26 protein-coding genes are annotated in these 22,393 nt (G+C 72.6%); 14 read left to right on the top strand and 12 right to left on the bottom strand.

The genetic code is table 11. The features are described from left to right. Nucleotides 1-4: 4 nt before the first annotated feature. Nucleotides 5-838 carry a PhzF family phenazine biosynthesis protein gene (locus ACZ4TG_RS32520; protein WP_468169892.1) on the bottom strand — a complete coding sequence of 278 codons (834 nt, stop codon included), beginning with the start codon at nucleotides 836-838 and terminating at the stop codon, nucleotides 5-7. Between the two features lie 184 nt (nucleotides 839-1,022). Between ACZ4TG_RS32520 and ACZ4TG_RS32515 the strand changes: the two genes are divergently transcribed. Next, complete coding sequence (locus ACZ4TG_RS32515; RefSeq protein ID WP_468169889.1) at nucleotides 1,023-1,643, top strand: PadR family transcriptional regulator; 621 nt, start codon at nucleotides 1,023-1,025, stop codon at nucleotides 1,641-1,643. Nucleotides 1,644-1,732: 89 nt separating this feature from the next. Here the strand turns inward: ACZ4TG_RS32515 and ACZ4TG_RS32510 are convergent, their stop codons facing one another. Beyond that, a complete protein-coding gene (locus ACZ4TG_RS32510) occupies nucleotides 1,733-2,161 on the bottom strand; it encodes a type II toxin-antitoxin system Rv0910 family toxin (RefSeq protein WP_468169886.1) in 429 nt (142 codons plus the stop codon). A 171-nt stretch (nucleotides 2,162-2,332) separates the two neighbouring features. Here ACZ4TG_RS32510 and ACZ4TG_RS32505 point away from each other — a divergent pair, with 171 nt between their 5' ends. Further along, nucleotides 2,333-3,289 carry an EamA family transporter gene (locus tag ACZ4TG_RS32505; RefSeq protein WP_468169883.1) on the top strand — a complete coding sequence of 319 codons (957 nt, stop codon included), beginning with the start codon at nucleotides 2,333-2,335 and terminating at the stop codon, nucleotides 3,287-3,289. 214 nt (nucleotides 3,290-3,503) lie between these two features. Further along, the gene (locus tag ACZ4TG_RS32500; RefSeq protein WP_468169880.1) at nucleotides 3,504-4,460 is read left to right on the top strand and encodes a DMT family transporter; all 957 of its coding nucleotides are present in this window, start codon (nucleotides 3,504-3,506) and stop codon (nucleotides 4,458-4,460) included. Here the strand turns inward: ACZ4TG_RS32500 and ACZ4TG_RS32495 are convergent. After that, nucleotides 4,442-5,161 (bottom strand): pyridoxamine 5'-phosphate oxidase family protein, encoded by a 720-nt coding sequence (locus tag ACZ4TG_RS32495; protein ID WP_468169877.1) that lies wholly within the window; start codon nucleotides 5,159-5,161, stop codon nucleotides 4,442-4,444. The genes ACZ4TG_RS32500 and ACZ4TG_RS32495 overlap by 19 nt on opposite strands. Nucleotides 5,162-5,198: 37 nt before the next feature. Here ACZ4TG_RS32495 and ACZ4TG_RS32490 point away from each other — a divergent pair, with 37 nt between their 5' ends. After that, complete coding sequence (locus ACZ4TG_RS32490) at nucleotides 5,199-6,530, top strand: aminotransferase class I/II-fold pyridoxal phosphate-dependent enzyme (protein WP_468169873.1); 1,332 nt, start codon at nucleotides 5,199-5,201, stop codon at nucleotides 6,528-6,530. A 55-nt stretch (nucleotides 6,531-6,585) separates the two neighbouring features. On the opposite strand, the gene ACZ4TG_RS32485 is transcribed toward ACZ4TG_RS32490, so the two are convergent. Next, complete coding sequence (locus ACZ4TG_RS32485; protein WP_468169870.1) at nucleotides 6,586-7,542, bottom strand: DMT family transporter; 957 nt, start codon at nucleotides 7,540-7,542, stop codon at nucleotides 6,586-6,588. Nucleotides 7,543-7,616: 74 nt separating this feature from the next. Between ACZ4TG_RS32485 and ACZ4TG_RS32480 the strand changes: the two genes are divergently transcribed. Further along, the gene (locus ACZ4TG_RS32480; protein WP_468169867.1) at nucleotides 7,617-8,516 is read left to right on the top strand and encodes a LysR family transcriptional regulator; all 900 of its coding nucleotides are present in this window, start codon (nucleotides 7,617-7,619) and stop codon (nucleotides 8,514-8,516) included. Nucleotides 8,517-8,564: 48 nt separating this feature from the next. On the opposite strand, the gene ACZ4TG_RS32475 is transcribed toward ACZ4TG_RS32480, so the two are convergent. Further along, nucleotides 8,565-9,023, bottom strand: a complete 459-nt coding sequence (locus ACZ4TG_RS32475; protein ID WP_468169864.1) for a pyridoxamine 5'-phosphate oxidase family protein — start codon at nucleotides 9,021-9,023, stop codon at nucleotides 8,565-8,567. A gap of 76 nt (nucleotides 9,024-9,099) precedes the next feature. Here ACZ4TG_RS32475 and ACZ4TG_RS32470 point away from each other — a divergent pair, with 76 nt between their 5' ends. From ACZ4TG_RS32470 to ACZ4TG_RS32435, 8 genes are all read left to right on the top strand, one after another. Next, nucleotides 9,100-9,714, top strand: a complete 615-nt coding sequence (locus ACZ4TG_RS32470; RefSeq protein WP_468169861.1) for a cysteine hydrolase family protein — start codon at nucleotides 9,100-9,102, stop codon at nucleotides 9,712-9,714. An 18-nt stretch (nucleotides 9,715-9,732) separates the two neighbouring features. After that, nucleotides 9,733-10,578, top strand: a complete 846-nt coding sequence (locus tag ACZ4TG_RS32465) for a HipA family kinase (protein WP_468169858.1) — start codon at nucleotides 9,733-9,735, stop codon at nucleotides 10,576-10,578. Further along, nucleotides 10,575-10,958 (top strand): DUF3037 domain-containing protein, encoded by a 384-nt coding sequence (locus ACZ4TG_RS32460; RefSeq protein ID WP_468169855.1) that lies wholly within the window; start codon nucleotides 10,575-10,577, stop codon nucleotides 10,956-10,958. The genes ACZ4TG_RS32465 and ACZ4TG_RS32460 overlap by 4 nt, the downstream gene beginning before the upstream one ends. A 172-nt stretch (nucleotides 10,959-11,130) precedes the next feature. Next, a complete protein-coding gene (gene fabG / locus ACZ4TG_RS32455) occupies nucleotides 11,131-11,892 on the top strand; it encodes a 3-oxoacyl-ACP reductase FabG (protein ID WP_468169852.1) in 762 nt (253 codons plus the stop codon). Between the two features lie 33 nt (nucleotides 11,893-11,925). Beyond that, entirely contained in the window at nucleotides 11,926-12,687 is a 762-nt protein-coding gene (locus ACZ4TG_RS32450) for an SDR family oxidoreductase (protein WP_468169849.1), read from the top strand. A gap of 152 nt (nucleotides 12,688-12,839) precedes the next feature. After that, the gene (locus tag ACZ4TG_RS32445) at nucleotides 12,840-14,423 is read left to right on the top strand and encodes an ABC transporter substrate-binding protein (RefSeq protein WP_468169847.1); all 1,584 of its coding nucleotides are present in this window, start codon (nucleotides 12,840-12,842) and stop codon (nucleotides 14,421-14,423) included. Between the two features lie 112 nt (nucleotides 14,424-14,535). Next, nucleotides 14,536-15,204 carry a uracil-DNA glycosylase gene (locus tag ACZ4TG_RS32440; protein WP_468169950.1) on the top strand — a complete coding sequence of 223 codons (669 nt, stop codon included), beginning with the start codon at nucleotides 14,536-14,538 and terminating at the stop codon, nucleotides 15,202-15,204. A gap of 97 nt (nucleotides 15,205-15,301) precedes the next feature. Beyond that, complete coding sequence (locus ACZ4TG_RS32435; protein WP_468169844.1) at nucleotides 15,302-15,898, top strand: hypothetical protein; 597 nt, start codon at nucleotides 15,302-15,304, stop codon at nucleotides 15,896-15,898. A 117-nt stretch (nucleotides 15,899-16,015) separates the two neighbouring features. On the opposite strand, the gene ACZ4TG_RS32430 is transcribed toward ACZ4TG_RS32435, so the two are convergent. Together ACZ4TG_RS32430 and ACZ4TG_RS32425 are read right to left on the bottom strand one after the other, a co-directional pair. Continuing rightward, a complete protein-coding gene (locus tag ACZ4TG_RS32430; RefSeq protein ID WP_468169841.1) occupies nucleotides 16,016-16,561 on the bottom strand; it encodes a hypothetical protein in 546 nt (181 codons plus the stop codon). Nucleotides 16,562-16,682: 121 nt separating this feature from the next. Further along, a complete protein-coding gene (locus tag ACZ4TG_RS32425; RefSeq protein WP_468169838.1) occupies nucleotides 16,683-17,204 on the bottom strand; it encodes a DinB family protein in 522 nt (173 codons plus the stop codon). Nucleotides 17,205-17,288: 84 nt separating this feature from the next. Between ACZ4TG_RS32425 and ACZ4TG_RS32420 the strand changes: the two genes are divergently transcribed. After that, nucleotides 17,289-18,194, top strand: a complete 906-nt coding sequence (locus tag ACZ4TG_RS32420; protein ID WP_468169835.1) for a Gfo/Idh/MocA family protein — start codon at nucleotides 17,289-17,291, stop codon at nucleotides 18,192-18,194. Here the strand turns inward: ACZ4TG_RS32420 and lnt are convergent. The 5 genes from lnt to ACZ4TG_RS32395 form a co-directional block, all read right to left on the bottom strand. After that, nucleotides 18,139-19,683 carry an apolipoprotein N-acyltransferase gene (lnt, locus tag ACZ4TG_RS32415; protein WP_468169831.1) on the bottom strand — a complete coding sequence of 515 codons (1,545 nt, stop codon included), beginning with the start codon at nucleotides 19,681-19,683 and terminating at the stop codon, nucleotides 18,139-18,141. The genes ACZ4TG_RS32420 and lnt overlap by 56 nt on opposite strands. Before the next feature lie 54 nt (nucleotides 19,684-19,737). Next, on the bottom strand, nucleotides 19,738-20,205 hold the full coding sequence (locus ACZ4TG_RS32410; RefSeq protein WP_468169828.1) for a nuclear transport factor 2 family protein: 468 nt from the start codon (nucleotides 20,203-20,205) through the stop codon (nucleotides 19,738-19,740). Nucleotides 20,206-20,274: 69 nt separating this feature from the next. After that, a complete protein-coding gene (locus ACZ4TG_RS32405; protein WP_468169825.1) occupies nucleotides 20,275-20,451 on the bottom strand; it encodes a hypothetical protein in 177 nt (58 codons plus the stop codon). A gap of 114 nt (nucleotides 20,452-20,565) precedes the next feature. Beyond that, nucleotides 20,566-21,444, bottom strand: a complete 879-nt coding sequence (locus ACZ4TG_RS32400) for an undecaprenyl-diphosphate phosphatase (RefSeq protein WP_468169822.1) — start codon at nucleotides 21,442-21,444, stop codon at nucleotides 20,566-20,568. A 48-nt stretch (nucleotides 21,445-21,492) separates the two neighbouring features. Beyond that, nucleotides 21,493-22,221, bottom strand: a complete 729-nt coding sequence (locus ACZ4TG_RS32395) for a TVP38/TMEM64 family protein (protein WP_468169819.1) — start codon at nucleotides 22,219-22,221, stop codon at nucleotides 21,493-21,495. Nucleotides 22,222-22,393: the final 172 nt, after the last annotated feature.

The following is a 22,393-nucleotide window of genomic DNA, read 5'->3' as shown; positions in this document are numbered from 1 at the left end:
CGGGCTACGCGCTCGCGGCGGGCCGCGTGAGGAGTTCGCCGTCCAGGACCGTCACCGCGGTGCCGGTCAAGAGGGTGCGCTCGCCGGCGAGGGTGACGCGGACCAGCCCCGTACGGGCTCCGCCCTGGAGTCCGGTGAGCTCGCTGCGGCCCAGGCGTTCGGCCCAGAACGGGGCGAGGGCGGTGTGGGCGCTGCCCGTGACCGGGTCCTCGTCGATGCCGACGGCCGGGAAGAAGCCCCGGGAGACGAAGTCGTACCCGCGGGCCGGGTCCTCGGCCGCCGCGGTGACGATCACCCCGCGGCGGGCGTAGGCGCGCAGGGCCGCGTGGTCGGGGGCCAGCTCGCGCACCGTCTTCTCGTCGGCGAGCTCGATCACCAGGTCGCCGATGTGCGCGGAGGTGTCGTGCGCCGAGCGGATCTCCACGCCGCCCAGGGCCCGGCCCACGTCGGCCGGCGCCTGGACGGGGGTCAGCGAGGACGTGGGGAAGTCCATGGTGATCGTGCCGTCCGCGGCGGTCCGCGCCGTGAGGACCCCGCAGCGCGCGCCGAAGCGGATCAGTCCGCTCGCGAGGCCGCTGCCCGCCAGTACGTGGGCCGTCGCGAGGGTGGCGTGACCGCACATGTCGACCTCGGCGGCCGGGGTGAACCAGCGCAGCTCCCAGTCGGTCTCACCGCCGGGCGGCAGCGGGCGGGCGAAGGCGGTCTCGGAGAGGTTGACCTCCGCCGCGACCTGCTGGAGCCAGGAGTCCGGGGGGAACTCGCCGTCCAGGAGCAGGACCCCGGCGGGGTTTCCGTGGAAGGGGCGGTCGGTGAAGGCGTCGACGATTCGGATGCGCATGCCTTCGACCGTAGGGCGGGCTCTTGATCGTCGACAAAGGCCAATCCGGGGTGCCTGGCCCTGTCGTCGAAGAGTTTCCGATATATCGTTGACGCATCGCGAACGATCAGCGATAGTTGTGGCATCGGAGCCGTAGGACATGGGCCCGATGACGAGATCGATCGATGACGAAAGGAGCGCAGTCATGCGTTCACACGGACAGCACGGACACGACCACGGACACGACCACGGACGGGGTCACGGCCACTGCGGGCCGGACCGTCGGGAGGAGTTCAAGGGGCGGCGCGCCGCCTTCGGCCCGTTCGGACCGCCCTTCGGCGGCGGACCCTTCGGCGGGCGCGGCGGACGCGGCGGACCGCGCGGCCGGGCCCGGCGGGGTGACGTACGCGCCTCGATCCTGGCGCTGCTCGCCGACCGGCCGATGCACGGCTACGAGATGATCCAGGAGATCGGCGAGCGCAGCGGCGGGGCCTGGAAGCCCAGCCCCGGCTCGGTCTACCCGACCCTGCAGCTGCTCGAGGACGAGGGGCTCATCACCAACCAGAGCGAGGGCGGCAAGAAGCTGTTCACGCTCACCGACGCCGGCCGCACCGAGGCCGAGTCGGGGCCGGACGCCCCCTGGGCCGATGCCGGGCGCGGCTTCGACTTCGAAGCGATGCACGAGGTCCGGACGGCCGGGGTCGGCCTGATGGAAGCCTTCGGCCAGGTCTTCAAGACCGGCACGGCCGAGCAGCGCGAGAAGGCCCTCGGGGTCATCAACGACGCCCGCAAGAAGCTCTACCTGATCCTGGCCGACGAGCACTGAGTCCGGCCGGACCTCCCGCAGTACGAAGGCGCGCCACGCGAATTTTCTCGCGGGGCGCGCCTTCGTGCGTACGGACGTAACGGGGAAGGTCAGGCGACCAGGCCGGCCAGCTTGCGCAGCGACTCGTTCAGGGCGGCGGTGGCCGAGTCCTTGAGCTTGCCCGCCATCAGCGAGACGGCGGCTCCGGTGAACTCCCCGTCGATCCGGACGGTCGTGGCCCCGCCGTCCGGGACCAGGGTGTACCGGGTGAGGACGGCCACGCCCATCGGGCCCTTGCCCGTGATGGCGAAGAGGCGCTCGTCCTCCAGCTCGGAGACGGTCCAGACGACCTCGGCCGGGAAGCCCATCATCTTCATGTTCTCCGCGAAGGTCGAACCGATCGCGAGGGTCTGCGGTCCGCCCTTCGGGAAGTTGGTGTGGGTCATGCTCCACTGGCCGTACGCGTCCCAGTCCGTCAGCTGCGCCCAGAGCTTCGCGGCGGGCGCCTCGATGCGTGATTCCGCGGTGACTTCGGCCATGCGACCACCCCTTCTCGTCGGGTACGTGCGGCGGAACGTAGTCCCGGGGGACGGAACATTCAATACTGACGACCTGTCAGATATTGCGGGCCGGGAAGGGGCGGGTGTCGGGTCCGTCTCAACAGGTGTCATGTCCGTGACGCTCCTGACCGGTGCTGCCATGATGATGTGATGCAAGCGTCAGGGAAGAACGCCGGACTGGGCCTCGCCCTCGTCTCGGCGTGTGCGTTCGGTGGTTCGGGGGTCGCGGCGAAGCCGCTGATCGAGGCGGGTCTGGACCCGCTGCACATGGTGTGGCTGAGGGTGGCCGGGGCGGCGCTGGTGCTGTCCCCTCTGGCCTGGCGGCACCGCGATCTGGTGCGGCGCAAACCGCTGCTGCTGGCCGGCTTCGGACTGATCGCCGTCGCCGGTGTGCAGGCCTTCTACTTCGCTTCCCTGTCCCGGATCCCGGTCGGTGTGGCGCTGCTCCTGGAGTACCTGGGGCCCGCGCTGCTGCTGGGCTGGATCCGCTTCGTGCAGCGCAAGCCCGTGACCCGGGCCGCCGCGGCCGGTGCGGCGGTGGCCGTCGTCGGCCTGGCGTGCGTCGTGGAGATCTGGGCCGGGCTGAGCCTGGACCTGCTCGGGGTGCTGCTCGGCCTCGCCGCGGCCTGCTGCCAGGCGTTCTACTTCGTCTTCGCGGACCAGGGGACCGACGGGGACGACGTCCCCGACCCGCTGGGCGTGATCGCCTTCGGCATGATCGTCGGCACCCTGGTCATGACCGTGATCGCCAGGCCCTGGCAGATGGACTGGCAGGTGCTGGGCACCGACGCGGCGATGGGCGGCACAACGGTGCCCGCGCTGGTACTGCTCGGCTGGGTGGTGCTGGTGGCGACCGTGTTCGCGTACCTGACCGGGGTCGTCTCGGTGCGCAAGCTCTCGCCGCAGGTGGCGGGCGTGGTGGCGTGCCTGGAGGCGGTCGTCGCGACGGTGCTGGCCTGGGTGCTGCTGGGCGAACACCTCTCGACCTGGCAGATCGCGGGCGGGGCGCTGGTGCTCGGCGGCGCCTTCATCGCGCAGTCCTCGCGGCCGACCCCGCCAGGGGCGGCCGACCCGGCCGTGCTGGACCGCGAGACCGCGAGCGCCTGAGGCCGCTCCGGGTCTTCGCGGGCCCTCGCACATCGTCCGACCAGGGGTTAGGCTGCGGACCATGCCTTCGACCGTGCTTCCGCCTCCCGCCGCCTAGCGCGGGCGGCCCCTACGCGAACGACTGATCCGGCCCGGGGAGTTCCCGGGCGGGTTCGCGCTGCCCGCGAAGTGATGACCCTCTTCCTTCATCCTTCACGCAAGCGCGGAGTCACACGTGTCGAACCATTCGCCCGCTGCCGGGCGCAGTCTGCTGTACCTCGTCATCGCCGGAGCCGCCTGGGGCACGGCCGGGGCGGCCGCCTCGCTCCTCTTCCTCGCCAGTGACCTCGGCCCGCTCGCCCTGTCGTTCTGGCGGTGTGCGGGCGGGCTGGTGGTGCTGCTCGGCGTGCTCGCCGTACGCCGGTCCAAGCCGGCGGCGCCGAGGCCGTCGGCGGGCTCGCTGATCGCGACCGGCCTGATGTTCACCCTGTTCCAGGCCGCCTACTTCGCCGCCGTGCGGGACACCGGTCTGGCGGTCGGGACCGTGGTCACCCTCGGGGCGGGGCCCGTGCTGATCGCGCTCGGCGCCCGGTACTGGATGGGCGAGCGGCTCGGCGCGGGCGGGGTGGCGGCCGTCGGCGGAGCGCTCGCGGGGCTGGCCGTGCTGGTGCTGGGCAGCGGGGGCGGCGAGGTCCGGCCGCTCGGTGTCGGCTGGGCGCTGCTGTCGGCCGCCGGGTACGCGGGAATGACCCTGCGGGCGCGGTGGCTGGGGCAGCGCGGGGCGGGCGGGGACCCGCTGGTCACCACCGCGTGGTCGGTGGCGGTGGGCACGGTGTGCCTGCTGCCGCTCGCCGCGGTGGAGGGGCTGGCGCCGCACACCGTCGAGCTCGGCCGGGTGATGTGGCTGCTGGCGTACGTGGCCGTCGTGCCGACGGCGCTGGCGTACGCGCTCTACTTCCACGGGGCCGCCGCCGTACGGGCCGCGACCGTGTCCGTGATCATGCTGATCGAGCCGGTGAGCGCCGCGGTGATCGCCGTACTGGTGCTCGGCGAGCGGCTGACCGGCGCCGTCGTGCTGGGCACCGTACTGCTGCTGACCGCGGTCGGGGCGCTGATCACCGCCGAGGCGCGGCGGCCGGCGGGCGGGCCGGCGGTCCGGCCCGCCCCGGTGGCTCAGAGCGCGGCGAGGTAGTCCGGGACGGCGATGCCGGGGGCCAGGTCGGCGGCCGGGACCGGGGTGCCGTACGCCGGGGCGACCGGGACCACGCCCGACCAGAAGGGCAGGCCCAGGTCCTCGGCGTCGTCGTTCGGGCCGCCCGTGCGGACCTTCGCGGACACCTCGGCCAGGTCCAGCCGGATCACCGCCGTGGCCGCGAGCTCCTTGGCGTTGGCGGGCCGGGAGTCCGCGGAGCGGCCGGGTACGACGTGGTCGACCAGGGCGTCGAGCGCCATCCGGCACTCCTCCTCGTCGGTGACCTGGTAGGCGGTGCCGTGGACGACCACCGAGCGGTAGTTCAGCGAGTGGTGGAACGCCGAGCGGGCCAGCACCAGGCCGTCGACGTGCGTCACCGTCACGCAGACCGGCAGGCCGGGGTCGGCCTTGCCCGCGGCGAGCAGCGGGCGGGAGCCCGTCGAGCCGTGGATGTAGAGGGTGTCGCCGACCCGGCCGAAGAGGGTGGGCAGGACGACCGGCGCGCCGTCGCGGACGAAGCCGAGGTGGCAGACGTAGGCCTGGTCGAGTATCGAGTGCACGGTCTCGCGGTCGTAGCGCGCCCGCTCCCGGGCGCGGCTCGGGACGGTCCGGGCGGTGGGTTCGTACGCGGCGGCCGTCGGCGCGGACTCCCGGCTCGGCGCGGTCTGCTCGGTCGGCTCGGTGGCAGGCGTGGCGGTCATGGTGCGAACTCCGTTGTACTAGTGCATAATAAGGTTTGTGCTAGGAGACTATCGGATCACAGGGCGTCGCGCATCGGATATCGCCGCCAGCGTCGAGGCGGGCATCGGATCGGGCGCCCTCGCGCCGGGGACGCTGTTGCCGCCGATGCGCGAGCTGGCCGGTGTGCTGGGGGTGAACCCCAACACCGTGGCCGCCGCGTACCGGACGCTGCGCGAGCGCGGGGTCATCGAGACGGACGGGCGCCGCGGCAGCAGGGTCCGGGCGCGGCCCGCGAGCGCGCCCCGGGACGCGCTGCGGATGGAGGTCCCGGCCGGGGTGCGCGATGTCGGCTCGGGCAACCCGGACCTGTCGCTGCTGCCCTCGCTGGACGGCGCCCTGGCGGCCGCCGCCCGGCGGTACGCGCAGGCGCCGACCCTCTACGGCGACACCCCGGTCGTGCCGGAACTGGCGGCTCTCGCGCGCGCCGGCTTCGACGCCGACGGGGTTCCGGCCGGGCCGGTCGGGGTCACCTCGGGCGCGCTCGACGGGATCGAACGGGTACTGGCCGCCCATCTGCGCCCCGGCGACGCCGTGGCGGTGGAGGACCCCGGCTGGGGCAGCGTGCTGGACCTGGCGCCCGCGCTGGGGCTGCGGGTGCTGCCCGTGGCGGTGGACGACCAGGGGCCGCGGCCGGAAGCGGTGGCGCGGGCGCTGGCCGACGGGGCGCGGGCCCTGGTGGTGACGGCGCGGGCGCAGAACCCGACGGGGGCCGCGGTGAGCGCGGACCGGGCGCGGGCGCTGCGGGAGCTGCTCGCCGGGTACCCGGCGGTGCTCGTACTGGACGACGACCACGGGCACGGGATCGTGGACCTGCCGTTGCAGTGCCTCGGAGGCGTGACCCGGCACTGGGCGCTGGTCCGCTCGACGGCGAAGGCGTACGGGCCGGACCTGCGGCTCGCGGTGCTGACGGGCGACGCGGTGACGATGGACCGGGTCCGCGGGAGGCAGCGGCTGGGGCCCGGGTGGGTGAGCCGGCTGCTCCAGTACGCGGTGGTCGAGCTGTGGAGCGCCGAGGCGGTGGACCGGGCGGCGGTCGCGCGCTCCTACGGGGAGCGGCGGGACGGGCTGGTCGCGGCGCTGGCGCGGCGCGGGGTGCGGGCGTACGGGCGGAGCGGGATGAACGTCTGGGTGCCGGTCGCCGAGGAGACCGGGGCCGTGACGCGGCTGCTGGCCGCCGGGTGGGCCGCGGCGCCGGGGGCCCGGTTCCGGCTGGAGAGCGGGCCCGGGGTGCGGATCACGGTCTCCGGGATCGCGGTGGGGGAGGTCGAGGCGATCGCGGACGCGGTGGCCGCGGCGGTCCGCCCGGCGGCGGGGGGCCGGTTCGACTGACCCGCGCCGCCCGGGGCCGGGCGCCGCCTCCGGGACCCGGTGGAGACGGCGGCCGTCAGGCCGGCTTGCGGGCGCCGGGGCGGGTCTGGGTGAGGGCCGCGCCCGCCAGGACGATGGCCGCGCCGACCGGGGTGTTCCAGTGGAGCTGCTCGCCCAGGACCAGGACGCCCGCGGTGGTGGCGATGACCGGGATGAAGTAGGTGACCATCTGCGCGGTGGTCGGGCCGATCTCCGAGACCAGGCCGTACTGCATCTGCAGGGCCAGTCCCGTGCCGAGGGCGCCCAGGGCGATCACCGACAGGGTCGGCCACAGCGGGAACGAGGTGGGGGCCGAGGTGAACAGGGCGCTGACCGCCAGCAGCTGAACGGTGGAGATGCCGAGCTGGGCGCCGGTCAGCGCCACCGGTGAGCCCGGGGTCCCGGCGAGCGTGCGGCGGACGTAGATCCAGCCGATCGGGTAGCAGAGCGAGGCCAGCAGGGCGAGCGCGGTGCCCTTGGCGTCGACCCCCGCGAAGCCCTGCCAGGCCCCGAGCACGGTCAGCACGCCGAGGAAGCCGATGCCGAGACCCGCGAAGCGGCGGCGGGTGGGGCGGTCCTCGGACAGGGCGACCAGGGACAGGGCCATGCCCCACAGGGGCGAGGTGGCGTTGCAGATGCCCGCCAGGCTGGACGGGATGCTCAGCTCCGCGTACGCGAAGAGCGAGAAGGGCGCGGTGTTCAGCAGGAGCGCCGCCACCGTCAGGTGGCCCCAGGTGCGCCGGCCCCGGGGCAGCCGCTCGCGCCGTACCAGCAGGACGGCGAACAGGGCGAGCGCACCGAAGAGGACCCGGCCGAGGGCGACCTGGAACGGGGCGAAGGCCTCCGTACCCACCTTGATCAGCAGGAAGCTGAAGCCCCAGATCACCGAGAGGACGGCGAAACGGATCCGCCAGTCGAGCCCGGTTCTGCGCGGGGCGGTCGTCGTGGGGACGGCCGTACGGGCCGGCCGGGAGGTGGTGGTGGGTGCGCTCATGGGGTCAACTTTGCGCCGCGCAACCTCTTAGGACAAGCGAGACTTTCTCTGGAGAACGGCGTAGCATCGCTTACATGTTGAACCTGGAGCGCCTGCGCACCCTAGACGCCCTCGCCCGCCACGGTTCGGTCAGCGGCGCGGCCGACGGGCTGCACGTCACCACCTCGGCGGTCTCCCAGCAGATGGCCAAGCTGGAGCGCGAGGTCGGCCAGCCGCTGCTGGCCAAGAACGGGCGCGGGGTCCGGCTGACCGACGCCGGGCAGCTGCTCGCCGATCACGCCGCCCGGATCATCTCCCAGGTGGAGCTCGCCCAGGCCGACGTCGAGGCCCAGCGCGGCTGTGCGGTGGGGGAGTTGCGCATCGGAGCCTTCCCGACGGCCATGCGGGGACTGCTGCCCGGGGTCGTGTCGGCCCTGCGCGGGCGGCACCCCGAACTGCGCCCCCGGGTGCGGGAGGAGGAGCCCGCGGAGAGCATGGCCGCCGTGGTGCGCGGGGACCTGGACATGGCGCTGGCCATCGACTGGCACAACAAGCGGATGCCGGTGCCCGCCGAGCTCACCCGGGCCCATCTGCTCAACGACTCCGTCGACATCGCCGTGCCGGCCGGCCACCGGCATGCCGGCCGGACCCGGATCTCGCTGGCCGATTTCGCCGACGAGGAGTGGATCTCCTGGAACGAGGGCCAGTTCTGTCACGAGTGGCTGGTCTTCACCCTGCGCGGCATCGGCATCGAGCCCCGGATCGCGCACATCGCCGAGGAGCACCACACCCAACTGGCCTTCGTCGAAGCCGGACTGGGCGTGTGCGTGACCCCCCGGCTGGGGCGCGGCCCGGTCCCGTCCGGGGTGCGGCTGCTGCCGGTGAGCGATGCCGTACGCCGCCACGTGTACGCCGTCTGGCGTGCGGACGCCGACCGGCGGCCTTCCATCCGGGCCGCCGTCGAAGCCCTCCAGGAGGCCGCCCGGACGTTCTGAGGCCCCCGGCGCGCCGCTTCGTGGATCATGGAGCTCGCCTCGTGGATCCTAGAGCTTGCGGAAGTCCCAGGACACGACCGATTCCGGGGTGAGCCGGATCCAGGCGTGCCGGCCGTCGTGCGGCATCTCCTCGATGCCGAAGTTCTTGGCCGGGAAGATCCGCTCCGGCTCCGCCAGCTCGGGGCAGGGCTCGCCGGTGCGCGGGGCCTCGCCCACGAAGACGGCGCTGCCGGACAGTTCGACGCCGCGCAGTTCGTCGTACGACTCGCCCGCGTCGACCACCACCGAGATCCGAGGGTCCTTGCGCAGATCGGACCAGCGCCGGCTGCGCGTGATCGAGTACAGCCACAGGGAACTGCCGTCCCACGCGAACCACAGGGCGCCGACGTGCGGGCGCCCGTCGGGGGATACGGTGGCCACCCGGCAGGTGCGCTGTTCGCGCAGGAAGGCGTCCACTTCCTCGTCGGTCATCATGATGCGGCGGCCCCGCCGCTGAGTCTCGTCCATCCGTCCCGCGCCCCTTCACATCTGACTGTGTGTCAGGAATCATGCGGGACCGATGGTCGTCACGCCAGGGGGAGCCATGCCGGAACTCGATCCCGCCACCACCGCTCTGCTCACCGTCGAATGCCAGAACGGCGTCGTCGGCGAGGAGAGCGCCCTGCCCGAGCTGGCCAAGGAGGCCCGCGACTCCGGGATGCTGGAGCGGGTGGCCGCGCTGGTGGAGGCCGCGCGCGGAGCAGGCGTACAAGTGCTGCACGCGGTGGCCGAGCGGCGGCCGGACGGGCTCGGGGCCAACACCAACGCGCGGCTGTTCCGGGCCGCCGGCAGGCTGCCGGTGCGCCAGCTGTCCGGGAGCCGCGCGGTCCGGGTCGCCGCCCCCATCGAGGTGGCCGAGCGGGACCTGGTCGTGCGCCGGCTGCACGGGCTCTCCCCGATGGCGGGCACCGACCTGGACGCCCTGCTGCGCAACCTCGGCGTCCGCACCCTCGTCGTCACCGGGGTCTCCTCGAACATCGCCATCCCCAACACCGTCTTCGACGCCGTGAACCTCGGCTACCAGGTCGTGGTCCCCTCCGACGCGATCGCCGGGGTGCCCGCCTCCTGCACCGCCGAGGTGATCCGCAACTCCCTCGCACTGGTCGCCACCATCACCACCGCCGAAGCGCTGCTCGGACAGTGGGCTCCCGCGCGCTGACCCCCGTAACCTGGACGGATGCTGTCCGAAGTGATCGCGACCCGTTACGTCACGCCCCTGCGTGAGGGCGGCTCGCTCCCGGGAATCGTCGAGGCCGACGACCTCGGTACCTACGTCATGAAATTCACCGGCGCCGGCCAGGGGCGCAAGACCCTGGTGGCCGAGGTCATCTGCGGCCGCCTGGCCCAGCGGCTGGGCCTGCGGGTCCCGCGGCTGGTCCAGATGCAGCTCGATCCCGTCATCGGGCTCGGCGAGCCCGACCAGGAGGTCCAGGAGCTGCTCAAGGCCAGCGGCGGGCTGAACCTCGGGATGGACTACCTGCCCGGCTCGATCGGCTTCGACCCGCTCGCCTACCAGGTGGACCCCGTCGAGGCGGGGCGCGTGGTCTGGTTCGACGCCCTGATCAACAACGTCGACCGGTCCTGGCGAAACCCGAACATGCTGGTCTGGCACGGGGACGTCTGGCTCATCGACCACGGCGCCACGATGATCTGGCACCACAACTGGCCCACCGCCCAGAGCGCCGCAGCCAAGCCCTACAACGCCTCCGACCACGTCCTGGCCCCCTTCGGCCCGGATTTCGCGGCCGCCGCCGCGGAGCTCGCACCCCGGGTCACGAGGGAGCTGCTCACCGAGGTCACCGCCGACGTCCCGGACGAGTGGCTCGTCGACGAACCCGGCTTCGACTCGACGGACGCCCTCCGGCGGGCGTACGTGGAGGCGCTGCTGCCGCGCGCGGCGACCATCCACGAGAGGATCACGATGGAGGCCGAGGTCAAGGCCCCGTCCAAGCCGCCCGGCTGGCTGACCGACCACCTGACCGAGTGGCCCCACAAGACCAAGCAGAAGAGCGACAGCGAGTGATCAAGCGGGACGTGTTCGAGTACGCGCTGGTGCGTGTGGTGCCCCGGATGGAGCGCGGCGAGTGCTTCAACGCCGGAGTGATCGTCTACTGCCGGGCGCAGTCCTACGTCGCCGCGCGCATCCACCTCGACGAGGGCAAGCTGCTCGCCCTCGACCCCAAGGCCGACGTGGCCGGAGTACGGGCCGCCCTGCGCGCGGTCGAGGGGCTGTGCGCCGGCGGCGAGCGGGCGGGCCAGGCCGCGGGGGACGAACCCGGCCGCCGGTTCCGCTGGCTGATCGCGCCGCGCAGCACCGTCGTGCAGCCGGGACCGGTGCACACCGGGCTGACGGCCGATCCGGCGGCCGAAGTGGAACGGCTGCTGGACCTGCTGGTCCGCTGACCGAGGCCGATCTCCCCTGGATCGGCGTACGACGCATGGAGCCCTGGACCCGGTGGCGTTGACACCGGGTGCCAGGGCTCCTAGCGTCTGTCCAGCTGAAGCTACTAAGCGGTTGCTCACCTACGAGGGGCCGTTTCAGCACCAGAGGATTCCAAGGGCGAGGAGATCCAGCATGTCCACCACCGAGCAGCGCGTCGCGATCGTGACCGGGGCGGCCCGGGGCATCGGCGCGGCCACCGCCGTACGCCTGGCCGCCGAGGGCCGGGCCGTCGCCGTACTCGACCTGGACGAGGCGGCCTGCAAGGACACCGTGGAGGCGATCACGGCGGCCGGCGGCAAGGCCATCGCGGTCGGCTGCGACGTCTCCGACAGCGCGCAGGTGGAGGCGGCCGTCGAGCGCGTCGCGAGCACGCTGGGCGCCCCGACCATCCTGGTCAACAACGCGGGTGTGCTCCGCGACAACCTGCTCTTCAAGATGAGCGACACCGACTGGGACACGGTCATGAACGTGCACCTGCGGGGCGCGTTCCTGATGGCGCGGGCCTGTCAGAAGCACATGGTGGAGGCCAAGTTCGGCCGCATCGTGAACCTCTCCAGCAGCTCGGCGCTCGGCAACCGCGGGCAGGCCAACTACGCCGCCGCCAAGGCCGGCCTGCAGGGCTTCACCAAGACGCTGGCCATCGAGCTCGGCAAGTTCGGTGTCACCGCCAACGCCGTCGCCCCCGGCTTCATCGTCACCGAGATGACCGCCCAGACCGCCGCCCGCGTCGGCATGGGCTTCGAGGACTTCCAGGCCGCCGCCGCGACCCAGATCCCGGTGCAGCGCGTGGGCCGCCCGGACGACATCGCCAACGCGATCGCCTTCTTCACGGGCGAGGCCGCCGGCTTCGTCTCCGGCCAGGTCATGTACGTGGCCGGCGGCCCGCTCAACTGACGAGCGGCAACGACGAGAGGCAGGGCGTACGTCATGACGTACAGCGGCAACGACAGCGGCAAGGTCGCGCTGATCACCGGGGCGAGCCGGGGCATCGGCTACGGCATCGCCGAGGCCCTGGTCGCCCGCGGCGACCGGGTGTGCATCACGGGGCGCAACGAGGACGCCCTGAAGGAGGCCGTCGAGCGGCTCGGGGCGGACCGGGTGCTCGGGGTCGCCGGGAAGGCGCACGACGAGGCCCACCAGGCCCACGCCGTGGAGCGCACGATGGAGGCCTTCGGCCGGGTCGACTTCCTGGTCAACAACGCGGGCACCAATCCGGTCTTCGGGCCGATCGCGGACCTGGACCTCGGGGTCGCGCGCAAGGTCTTCGAGACCAACGTGATCTCGGCGCTGGGCTTCGCGCAGCGCACCTGGCACGCCTGGCAGAAGGACAACGGCGGGGCGATCGTGAACATCGCCTCCATCGCCGGCGTCTCCGCCTCGCCCTTCATCGGCGCGTACGGGATGAGCAAGGCCGCCATGGTCAACCTCACCCTCCAGCTCGCGCACGAGATGGCGCCGGGCGTCCGGGTGAACGCGATCGCCCCCGCGGTGGTCAAGACCAAGTTTGCGCAGGCCCTGTACGAGGGCCGCGAGCAGGAGGCCGCGGCGGCCTATCCGCTCGGCAGGCTCGGGCTCCCGGAGGACATCGGAGGGGCCGCGGCCTTTCTTACATCTGCACAAGCGGAATGGATCACCGGGCAAACTCTGGTCGTTGACGGAGGAATGTTCCTCAATGCCGGAGTGCACTGACCGATAAACGGACGCATTTGCCTCCCGAGAGGAGGCAAATGCGTACCTAATCCGCACGTAATCGGTCAAGTGCCTCACGAAACCTACCCATTGGATTTGTGGGGCACTGCGGTAGGGTCTGCCGCACCCCTGGCTGATCGAGGAGCGTGCACGTGTTCAACCGGACCAGATGCCTGCAGATCACTGCGGCCCTTGCGTCCATATCCCTGCTCGCCGGATGCGGTCTGCTTTCCGACGACGGCGACGACGGCAAGAAGCGGATCGTCGTCGGTACGATGAGCCAGCCGAGCACCCTCGACCCAGCGGCGGCATGGGACGGCTCCTGGGAGCTGTACCGGAACATCTACCAGACGCTCATGGCGTTCCCCACGGGCTCCACCAAGCCCCAGCCGGACGCCGCGCAGAACTGCGAGTTCACCGACTCCGCGAACGAGTCCTACCGCTGCACCTTGAAGAAGGGCCTCAAGTTCTCCAATGGGGACCCGCTCGACTCCAAGGCCGTCAAGCACTCGATCGACCGGATCCGGACGATCAACTCCCAGGTCGGCCCGAAGGACCTCTTCGGCAGCCTGGACAAGATCGAGACCCCGGACGCGCTGACGGTGGTCTTCATCCTGAACCGGCCGGACGCCACCTTCCCGTACGTGCTCGGCTCCCCGGCGGCCTCGCTCGTCCCGCCGAAGGAGTACCCGGCGGACAAGGTGCGCGAGGACGGCAAGACGGTCGGCTCCGGCCCCTACGTCCTCGACTCCTACACGGACGGCAGCGAAGCGGTCCTCAGCCGCAACGCGAGCTACACGGGCTTCGCCAACCGGCGCAACGACGCGGTGACCATCCGCTACTTCGCGGACTCCAAGAAGATGGTCTCGGCCCTCAAGGCCAAGGAGATCGACGCCACCTACCGAGGCCTGTCCGCCGCGGAGGTCAAGGAGTTCCAGAGCCCCGCTTCGCACGAGGCCGGCATCCAGGTCGTCGAGAACGTCGGCGCCGAGATCCGCTACCTCGTCTTCAACCCCAAGGACCCGCAGGTCGCCAAGCTGCCGGTGCGCCAGGCCATCGCCCAGCTCATCGACCGCGGCGCACTCGTCTCCAAGGTCTACCAGGGCACGGCCGAGCCGCTGTACTCGATGGTCCCCAAGGGCACCGTCGCCCACCGGACGCCGTTCTACGACCTGTACGGCCAGGCGGACGTCGAGAAGGCCAGGAAGATCCTCAAGGCCGCCGGGATCAACCAGACGGTCGAGCTGACCTTCTGGTACACCACCGACCGCTACGGCCCCTCCACCGCCGACGAGTTCACCGAGATCAAGCGGCAGCTCGAGGAGAGCAACCTCTTCAAGATCAACCTGCGGGGCCAGCCCTGGAAGGCCTTCCAGGCCGGCTACAAGAACGGCGAGTACCCGGTCTTCGGCCGCGGCTGGTTCCCCGACTTCCCGGACCCGGACAACTTCATCGCGCCGTTCGTCGGCAAGGAGAACGCGGTCGGCACCCCGTACGAGCCCGCGCCCATCTTGAACGAACTGCTGCCCAAGTCCCGCCGCGAGAGCGACCGGGCCGCCGGCATCAAGGAGTTCGAGGAGGCCCAGCAGATCTTCGCGCAGGACGTCAGGCTGCTGCCGCTGTGGCAGGGCAAGCTGTACGTCGCCGCACGCGAGGACATCGCGGGTGCCGAGCGGGCCCTGGACCCGCAGACCGCCATGCAGATGTGGGAGCTGTACCGCAAGACCAGCTGGTAGCCGTCCCGCGGCGGCGGGCGGACGAGACGTTGTCAGTGGCCCCCGGTAAGTTCAGAGCAGTTGCACCGCGCAGTAGCGCGATCCTGTACCGGAGGTTGTAGACGTGACCCAGATGCTGCCCGAGTCCTGGCTCCCCGCTATCGGCGGGGAGCTGGACCAGCCCTACTTCAAAGAGCTCACCGAGTTCGTCGAGAAGGAGCGGGCGAACGGGCCGGTCTACCCGCCCCGCGAGCAGGTCTTCGCGGCCCTGGAGGCCACGCCCTTCGACAAGGTGAAGGTGCTGGTCCTCGGCCAGGACCCGTACCACGGCGCCGGCCAGGGCCACGGCCTGTGCTTCTCCGTGCGGCCCGGGGTCAAGACGCCTCCCTCGCTGCGCAACATCTACAAGGAGATGAAGGAGGAGCTCGGGCTCCCCGTCCCGGACAACGGCTATCTGATGCCGTGGGCCGAGCAGGGCGTCCTGCTGCTCAACGCGGTCCTCACCGTCCGCGAGGCCGAGCCCAACTCGCACAAGGGCAAGGGCTGGGAGAAGTTCACCGACGCGGTGATCCGCGCGGTGTCCGAGCGCCCCGACCCGGTGGTCTTCGTGCTCTGGGGCGCCTACGCGCAGAAGAAGATCCCGCTCATCGACGAGGAGCGGCACGTGATCGTCAAGGGCGCCCACCCCTCGCCCCTGTCGGCCAAGAAGTTCTTCGGCTCCCGCCCCTTCACGCAGATCAACGAGGCCGTCGCCGCCCAGGGCCATGAGCCGATCGACTGGCGGATCCCGGACCTGGGCTGACGCCACACCGCGCCTCGGCGCCAGAGCCGGTGCCTGCGGCTAGCGTCTTGACGATCAGACCGGAGAGCAGGTCTGGCAGAGCAAGCCGGAGGCCGCGTTGACCGAGCAGCAGGAGGCGTCGGAGGACGCCGTCATGACCCGGATCGGCCAGGCCGTCATCCTGCTGCACGCCGGCGACCGCGAGGAGGCCCGCAACCGCCTCGGGGAGATCTGGGCCGAGATCGCCGTCGCGGGCCACTCCCTCCACCGGTGCACCCTGGCGCACTACATGGCCGACGCCCAGGACGACCCGGCCGACGAACTGGCCTGGGACCTGCGGGCGCTGACCGCTGCGGACGGGCCGGTCGAGGGGCCGGTCGAGGGGCCCGCCGAGGGGTCGGCCGACGGGCCGGGCGGGGGGACGGTCGGGGGGTCCGCGGGCGGACCGGGTGCGCGCGGCTCCGCCGAGCCGCATCCTGCCGTCCGGGTGTTCTACCCGTCGCTGCACCTCAGCCTGGCCGCCGACTACGTGAAGCTGCGCCGCCCCGAGGCGGCCCGGGTGCACCTCGCGCGGGCCCGGGCGGCCACCGGCGCGCTCGCCGACGACGGGTACGGGAACAAGGTGCGGGCCGCCATCGCCCGGCTGGAGCGGCGGCTCGCCGCCGAGCCGGGAACCGGCGCGGGGCCCCGGCCGTTCCCGGAGCAGAGCCCCTAGGGCGTGGCCCGCCGGCAGTGGCTCCGTAGGCCCCCGGGAAGCCCGGGCGGGGCTTCTCCGGCCGCCCCGGGGGGATCCGTGAGCCCCCGGGGCCCGGGCCGCGGTGCGCGAGGCCCCTCAGTCGGCGTGGACGCCCGCGCAGATACGGGCCTCCGGGCTGTCGGGGTGCCAGCGCCCGTGGCGGCGGCCCATGGCGCACACGTCCGCCGGGCGGACCGGCAGCTCCCGCATCAGCTCGCGCGGCACCTCCGCGTCGGGCCGGTTGTGGCGCCGGCGGCCCCCCGGACGGCCGTCGGAGCGCTCGGACGGGTGCTCGGCGTGCTCCCGAGGCACCGGGATGTCCGGGACCGCGGGCGCGGCCGGCCCGGGCTCCGGGGGCTGCTGCGGCGCCGTGCGCGGCACGGCCCGGCGGGCGGCGGCGGCCGAAGCCGCCGGACGCGCGGGTTCCCGCGGTACCGCCTCCAGCGCTTCGAGGGCCGGCGCCTGGACGACCACCGGAGCCGGCCCCGGCCCGCCGCGCGGGTCGTGCTGCGGCGGCAGCCCCGTGGAGGGGGCCGCCGCCGGCTGCATCGGCGCGGGGGTCACATTCACGCAGCCGGAGACGGCCGAGACGGCGCAGGCGACTCCGAGCAGCAGTTTTGTCGTGGTTCGGGTTGGATGCACTCGCGCAACTCTGCTGTGCGAGCACCCCGTTGCGAAAACCCTGGGACGATATTGCCCCCGCACGGGTGACGGCTGGTCGCCGGTGCGCCGCCGGTTGACGGCCAGCGGCGCACCGGCTGCCTCACTCGCCCGTGGCGCCGTCTATGTGCTCCCGCAGCAGGTCCGCGTGCCCGTTGTGGCGCGCGTACTCCTCGATCATGTGGGTGTAGACCCAGCGCAGGCTGAACACCTCGCCGCGGTGGTGGCTCTCGGCCGCCGACCGAAGGTCCAGGGACCGGCCGGCGGCGGCCTGGCGGGCCAGCTCGACCTCGGTCTGCCAGACCCGCTCGGCATCGGCCCAGCCCGCCTTCTCGTCGAAGTGGAAGTCGCCGTCCGGGTCTTCCGACGTGCAGTACAGCTCGGGCAGGTCCTCGCCCAGCATGATCTCCCGGAACCAGTAGCGCTCCACCTCCGCCATGTGCCGTACCAGGCCCAGCAGGCTGAGCTCGGAGGGCGCGAGCGCGGTGCGGCGCAGCTGCTCGTCCCCCAGGCCCTCGCACTTCCAGGCGAGCGTGGAACGGTGGTAGTCGAGCCAGCCGTCGAGCATCTCCCGCTCGTCGGCGGTGGTGGCGGGTTCGGGGCGGTGGGATCCGGAATTGGTCATGCGCCCCATCCTCAGCGAACGTGCCCCCCGTCACCAGGGATTAAGCTGCGGGCGTCCCACAAGGAACGAACCTGGAGGCTCCCGGTGAAGGTTGGCGTCATCGGACTCGGCGACATCGCCCAGAAGGCGTACCTGCCGGTCCTCACCACCCGCCCGGGGGTGGAGCTCCACCTGCAGACCCGCACGCCCGCCACCCTGGAACGGATCGGCGAGATCCACCACGTCCCGGCCGCGCGCCGGCACACCACCTTGGACGCGTTGCTCGCCGAGGGCCTCGACGCCGCCTTCGTGCACGCGCCGACCGCCGCCCACCCCGAGATCGTGTCGCGGCTGCTGGAGGCGGACGTCCCCACGTACGTGGACAAGCCCCTGGCCTACGAGCTGGAGGACTCGCGGCGGCTGGTCGAGCTGGCCGACGAGCGCGGGGTCTCCCTCGCCGTCGGCTTCAACCGCCGCCACGCCCCCGGCTACACGCAGTGCGCCGACCATCCGCGCGAACTCATCGTCATGCAGAAGAACCGGATCGGGCTGCCCGAGGACCCGCGGACGCTGGTCCTCGACGACTTCATCCACGTCGTCGACACCCTGCGCTTCCTGCTGCCGGGGGAGGCCGACCACGTCGACGTGCGGGCCGTGGTGCGCGAGGGGCTCATGCAGCAGGTGGTGCTCCAGATGTCCGGCGACGGCTTCACCGCCCTCGGCATCATGAACCGGCTGTCGGGTTCCACCGAGGAGGTCCTGGAGGTGTCCGGGCAGGACACCAAGCGGCAGGTGGTCAACCTCGCGGAGATCATCGACCACAAGGGGCAGCCCACCGTGCGCAGGCGCGGGGACTGGGTGTCCGTCGCCCGCCAGCGCGGTATCGAACAGGTCGTGGACGCCTTCCTGGAGGCAGTGGACACCGGCAAGACGCTGAGCGCCCGGGACGCGCTGCTCACCCACGAACTGTGCGAGCGCGTGGTGCGGTCGGCTCTGGAGCAGGCTTCCTGATCGAGCGCGCTCCCAGGGCCGCGCAGTACGCCGCCAGGGCGACGAGTGCCGCGCCCACCGGCCAGTCGCCGAAGCGGACGTAGAGCGTCGTGCCCCCGGCCAGCGGCACCCCGTACACCCGCGCCGCACTCGCGGACGTGGGCAGGGCCGGGCTGACCAGCTCGCCGGACGGGCCGTGCACCTCGCTGATCCCGGTGAGGGTGGCGTGCACCACCGGGCGGCCGGTCTCGGCCGCGCGCAGGGCGGCGAGCGAGGCGTGCTGGGCCGGGGCCCAGCTGTCCTGGAAGCTGGAGGTCGCCGACTGGGCGACGAGCAGGGCCGCCCCGTCCCGGGTCAGGCGCCGGCTCATGTCGGGGAAGGCCGACTCGAAGCAGACCAGCGGGCCGAGCCGGACCCCGGGCCGCCCCGGCAGTGGCATCAGCACCGGGGAGTCGCCCCGCATCCGGTCCTCGTCCGCCGCCTTGCCGACCGAGGTCGCCCAGCCGAACAGGGACCGGGCGGGTATGTACTCGCCGAAGGGAACCAGGCGCATCTTGTCGTACCGGTCGCCGGTGGGGCCCTGTGCGCCGATCAGCACGGAGCTCTTGTAGATCCCGGGGCGGTCACTGCGCCGGGCGTCCACGTTGACCAGCAGCGGCGCCCCCACCTCGGCGGACAGCGCCGCCAGCCGCCGTGTCAGGTCCGGACGGGCCGCCAGGTCCGCGCCAACGCTGCTCTCGCCCCACACCACCAGGTCCGGACGCTGCCCCGCCAGGCCCCGCGTCAGCCGCTCCCCGGCGTCGAACCGCCGCTCGGCGCTGTCCGGACCGTCCGCCACCGGGCCCGGCTGTACGACGGCCACGCGCAGCCCGCCCGACGGCTCCGGACGCGGCGCCCACAGCCAGGCCACCCCCGCCAGCACCGCACATCCCGTCACCCCGGCCACCGCCGGGACGCGCGCCCCCGGCACCGCGACCAGCAGCACCAGCCCGCAGTTCACCGCCACCACCAGCAGGCTCACCAGCCACACCCCGCCCACCGAAGCCAGCCGCAGCGCCGCCGGAACCTGCCACTGGCTGGCCCCGAGCAGGCCCCACGGCCCGCCCAGCCCCTGCCAGGACCGGGCCAGCTCCGAGAGCAGCCACGCGGCCGGTACGAGGACCAGCGAGGCCGTGGCGCGCCCGCGGGTCGGCGCCCCGCCGAGCAACTCCCGCACCAGCAGCGCCCAGGGGATCCACAGGAGCCCCAACAGTGCGGCGAGCACGGCCAGGAACACGTGCAGGCTCGGCAGCAGCCAGTGGTGCACGGCGAAGATGAACCCGGCGCCGCCGAGCCAGCCCTCCAGGGCCGCGCGCCGCCGCGTGGGGGCGGACCTCAGCAGCAGCATCCAGGGCACGAGGGCGACGTAGGCGAACCACCACAGCGCCGGGGCGGGGAAGGCGAGGGCGGGCAGCGCTCCGCAGGCGACCGCTGCCGCCGCACGCCACCACCGGTTCGGATTCGGGACCATGACGTGCCTCCCCTTCCAGTGTGGGACGGCCGGGCCGGATCAGCCCGGCAAGGGCTACGCGGACATGTGGCGCCACTTCTCGTGCACGGTGACCCCGGTGAGCCGCCAGCCGTCCCGGGTCCGGGCCAGCTCGAAGGCGTAGCGGCCGGCCGCGACGAAGTTCGGGGAGGTCACCGTCCCGTCGTACTCGGGACCGGCCAGCCGCATCGGGTTCAGGAAGTCGGCCCGCACCTCGGCCGTGTCACCGGGCGAACCGCCCAGGTCCTCCAGCCGGATCAGCCGGTTGACGATCAGGTGCTGGCGCACGGGGAAGAGCCGCATGGTCTCCGCGAGCCAGTCGGCCACCTCGGACGCCGGGCCCTCGACCCCGCCCGCGGAGCTGTAGTCGGCCCGTCCGGCGGGGGTGAACAGGGCGCGGTACGCGGCCCAGTCACCGTCGTCGACGGCCGCCGCGTACCCCGAGACCACCTCGTCGATAGCCAGCCGGTCCATTACCGTCGCGAGGTCCACACGCTGCGTCATCGGGACAGTGTGCGGGCGCGGACGCCCGAGGCCAAGGGGCGTGCGCGGACCGGATCTCCTTGCGAACGATCAATGGCGGGAACGCGCCTCCCGCTGGCGGACCACGACCAGGAACGTGTCACTGGCCAGGTCCATCACCACCTCGGCCGGCACGCCCTCGCGCAGCCGCTGCGCCGCGTACTCCTCCGCAGGCCAGCTTCCCCTCGGACTTCCGGCCGGAAAACGCTCCAACACCACACGACCCATGGGGCACCCCCTGGTTCTCGCCTTCAGGTCTCTCCAGGCACAACGACGCGGAGGCCGCCCGGGAACGTTCCCGGGCGGCCTCCGATTCACGCGAAGGGCTGGTGCGCGCTCCCGCTAGGAGCCGGACTCACCCGCGTGCGGGCTCAGCACGTCCGTGCCGATCAGCGCGAACAGGGCGATGCCCAGCAGGATGCGGTAGATCACGAACGGCATGAAGCTCTTCGTCGAGATGAATTTCATGAACCATGCGATCACGACGTAGCCGACGAAGAAGGCGATGACCGTCGCGAAGATCGTCGGCCCCCAGGAGATGTGCCCCGGGGTCTCGACCACGTCCTTGATCTCGAACGCACCCGAGGCGAGCACGGCCGGGATGGCCAGGAGGAAGGAATAACGCGCCGCGGCCTCGCGGGTGAAGCCCAGCAGCAGACCGCCGGAGATCGTCGCGCCGGAGCGGGAGACGCCCGGGATCAGGGCCATCGCCTGGCAGACACCGAAGATCAGACCGTCCTTGACCCCCAGCTCCTTGAGCGTCTTGCGCTCGCGGGTCGCCCGGTGCCGGCCGCCCTCCTCGTCACGTGCGGCCAGCCGGTCGGCGATGCCGAGCACGATGCCCATCACGATCAGGGTGGTGGCCGTCAGGCGCAGGTCCCGGGCCGGGCCCACGATCGCGTCCTTGAAGACGAGGCCGAGGACACCGATCGGGATCGAGCCGACGATCACCAGCCAGCCCATCTTCGCGTCCTGCTCGGAGCGCAGCGACCTGGTGTACAGGGACCGGAACCAGGTGGAGACGATCCGCGCGATGTCCTTGCGGAAGTAGATCAGCACGGCGGCCTCGGTGCCGATCTGCGTGATGGCTGTGAAGGCCGCTCCGGGATCGTGCCAGCCGGCGAAAGCCGCGGTCAGCCGCAGGTGGGCACTGGAGGAGATCGGGAGGAACTCCGTAAGCCCCTGGACGAGACCGAGGATTAGGGATTCGAACCAGCTCATGTCGGGGTGCGCTCGTCCTTGTGATCGTCGGGCAGTTCGCGTCCGATGCTAGGGCCCGTGGGGGGCGCCGCTGACCACAGGGGGGTGCTGGGGTGCGGGCTCGTACGCCGGCCCGGGTGCGGGGAGGGGAACGAGGCGGTGGCGCTTGCGCCAGGCGACGGCCCCCGCGACCACTCCGGAGACCGCGATGAAGCCGAACGCGGCGAGGAAGGCGGGCGAGCTCGGGGAGGACGCGCTGGCCCCCGCGATCACGTACGCGGCCGTGTTCGGTACCGTGCCGAGCGCGGTCGCCAGCAGGAACGGCAGCCACCCGCACCGGGACACCGCCGCACAGTAGTTGGCCGCCGCGAAGGGCACCCCGGGGAAGATCCGGATCGCCAGCATCGAGCGGAAGCCGTGCCGGCTCAGCTGCCCGTCGGCGGCCTGGAGCAGGCGGCCGCGCAGCAGCGGACGCAAAGCGCCCTGTCCCAACGCCCGGCCCAGACCGAAGGCGACGCCCGCGCCGAGCACCGTGCCGCCGACGGCCGCGACCAGGCCGAACTGGGTTCCGAAGACCGCTCCCGCGGCGAGGTTCAGCAGCGGCCGCGGCACGAACGCCGCCGTGCACAGGCCGTACGCCGCCGCGAACAGCAGCACCCCGGCGCCCACCGGGACCTCCGGGGGCCAGCCTTCCGACAGCAGGCGCTGGGGCTCGTACAGCAGCACGCACACGCCCGCCGCGGCGAGCAGCAGCACGAGCAGCGACAGCCGGGTCCACGGCGCGAGGAGGAGGGACATCCTGGGAGGGTAGACGACACATACGGCGTCGCGCCGTAATCCGGACCTCATGCGGCGGAACGCCCGGCGGCCTCCGGATGTCCCGCACGGGCCCGCGGGCAGCCGGACCTCGCCCCTTCCCGGGGATCCGCGGCCCGCCGCGCCGCGAAGCGCCCGGGGCAGTGACGAAGGA

It is taken from the genome of Streptomyces sp. NPDC028314, assembly GCF_055565795.1.
The sequence above is the reverse complement of the archived record's forward strand: the minus strand, read 5'-3'. Positions and strand labels throughout refer to the sequence as shown.